Below are 826 nucleotides of genomic sequence, written 5' to 3'. Positions count from 1 at the left end.
AACGCCACCTTCGAGACCACCGCCCCCACTTGGCAGGCATTCCACGCCGCGAAACTGCCCGACCACCGCTTCGTCGCCGTTGGTGCACACGGCACGGTGCTGGGCTGGATCGCGGCCTCGGCCGTCTCCGACCGGTGCGCGTACGCCGGGGTCGTCGAGCACTCCGTCTACGTCCACCCCGACGCCCGCAGCCGAGGCATCGCCCGTGCTCTCCTGGACGTCCTGATCAACTCCACTGAGGCGGCCGGGATCTGGACCGTCCAGTCGGGCATCTTCCCCGAGAACACCGCCAGTATCGCGCTCCACCAGCGCGCCGGCTTCCGCATCATCGGCACGCGCGAACGCATCGGCCGCCACCACGGCGCCTGGCGCGACGTCCTGCTGCTCGAACGCAGGAGCAGCAGAGTGTCGTGAGTGGGCACGTCGTTGGACCGGCCGAGGCATACGGCAGCCGGGAATGAGCGCGGTCCCGGCGTGATCGCGAACCCCCGCCCGCCCGGCAGCAACCGCCTCAGGCCGCAAGTGACGAGGAGCACCACCGCTCGCTTGGTGGCGCTCCTCGTCACTTCGGGCTGGGGTACGGGGGCGGCCCGGTGGTCTCGGTGATCAGGAGCGCGTGCGGTGGTTGGCGTACTCGAGCGCGGCGGTGGCCACTTTGAAGGCGGCGCACAAGACGGTGACCTCCGCGAGGGTGGGGCGCACCAGACGCGACCGGTCATCGGGAGCCGCGGGCCAGGCGGCCAGGAGCACCTCGGCGGTGGCCAGGCCGAGGTGGGCGGTGACATCCATTCCGCTGTGGGAAACGGGCTCCCAGCTGAGCAGGATC

At 70.9% G+C, this 826-nt stretch carries 2 protein-coding genes; one reads left to right on the top strand and one right to left on the bottom strand.

The features are described 5' to 3' along the window. Positions 1-414: GNAT family N-acetyltransferase (locus tag ABD323_RS42290; RefSeq protein WP_344447375.1), on the top strand; the 414-nt coding region annotated here is incomplete at its 5' end. A 192-nt stretch (positions 415-606) separates the two neighbouring features. On the opposite strand, the gene ABD323_RS42285 is transcribed toward ABD323_RS42290, so the two are convergent. Then, a partial coding sequence (locus tag ABD323_RS42285; protein WP_344447374.1) for an esterase occupies positions 607-826 on the bottom strand: 220 nt, incomplete at its 5' end.

The organism is Kitasatospora nipponensis (assembly GCF_039528135.1).
GTDB lineage: Bacteria > Actinomycetota > Actinomycetes > Streptomycetales > Streptomycetaceae > Kitasatospora > Kitasatospora nipponensis.
This window is presented reverse-complemented; position numbering and strand designations above follow the sequence as displayed.